The organism is Teichococcus aestuarii, assembly GCF_042651065.1.
In the GTDB taxonomy this organism is placed as follows: domain Bacteria; phylum Pseudomonadota; class Alphaproteobacteria; order Acetobacterales; family Acetobacteraceae; genus Pseudoroseomonas; species Pseudoroseomonas aestuarii.
On sequence record NZ_JBHSCH010000156.1, the window covers coordinates 1 to 1,218 of the forward strand.

Annotated in this window: 1 protein-coding gene; it reads left to right on the forward strand. The window is 74.3% G+C overall.

The annotated features are described in order from the left end of the window. Positions 1–49: 49 nt before the first annotated feature. A partial coding sequence (locus tag ACFOY6_RS24110; RefSeq protein ID WP_379652455.1) for a TolC family outer membrane protein occupies positions 50–1,218 on the forward strand: 1,169 nt, incomplete at its 3' end.

A 1,218-nucleotide genomic window follows, 5' to 3' on the forward strand; every position in this document is an offset into this window, starting at 1 on the left:
TCCGTTTCGCCCAGGGGTGATGCCGTTTGCGGTGGTGATGGCGGCTGTGGTGGCCTCTCCGCTGCTGGGGGTGGGTGTTGCGCGCGCGCAGACGCTGCAGGAGGCGCTGAGCCAGGCCTACGCCAACAACCCGACGCTGCAGGCGCAACGGGCGCAGCTGCGCGTGGTGGACGAGAACGTGCCGCAGGCGCTGGCGGGCTGGCGGCCGAGCGTGGTGGTGGCAGGCAATGCGGGCTACGTGAACGGGCAGACGCGGTCGCGCACCTCGGACATCTTCGGCAACACGCGGCCCGTCTACAGCGATGCGGACCGGCAGACGGCGGGGCTGAACGCCACGGTGACGCAGCCGCTCTACAGCGGCGGCCGGACGCAGGCGGCGACCAAGCGGGCGGAGAACCAGGTCCTGGCGCAGCGGGCGCGGCTGCTGGCGGCGGAGCAGCAGGTGCTGTCGGACGTGGTGCAGGCCTATGTGGCGGTGATCCGCGACCAGGAGACGCTGCGGCTGAACGTCAACAACGTGCAGGTGCTGCAGCGCCAGCTGGACGCGACGAACGAGCGCTTCCGGGTGGGCGAGATCACCCGGACGGACGTGGCGCAGGCGGAGAGCCGGCTGGCGGGGGCGCGCTCGGCGCGGGCCAATGCCGAGGGCACGCTGCAGACCAGCCGGGCGACCTTCCGCCGCGTGGTCGGGCTGGCGCCGGAGCGGCTGGTGGCGCCGCAGCCGCTCTCGGTGCCGGTGCGGGCGGAGGCGGATGCGCGCGAGGTCGCGATGCGCAACAACCCGGCGGTGGTGGCGGCGCTGTTCGACGAGGCGGCGGCGCGCGACGCGGTGGACGTGCAGATGGCGGCGCTGCTGCCGCAGGTGAGCGTGCAGGCGCAGGCCTTCCGCTCGGACAACCAGCAGCAGCCGCACACGCGCGGCACGGGCCAGCAGATCACCGCCAACCTGTCGGTGCCGCTCTACCAGGGCGGCGCCGAGCACGCGGCGGTGCGGCAGGCGCGGCAGGACGCGGTGCGGCTGCGGCAGGTGGTGGACGACCAGCGGCGCCAGGCGATGCAGCAGGCGACGCAGGCCTGGGAGGGGCTGCAATCGGCCCGCGCCCAGGTGGAGAGCGTGCGGGCGCAGATCCGCGCCGCCGAGATCGCGCTCGACGGCGTGCAGCGCGAGGCGGTGGTGGGCAGCCGCACCACGCTCGACGTGCTGAACGCCGAGCAGGA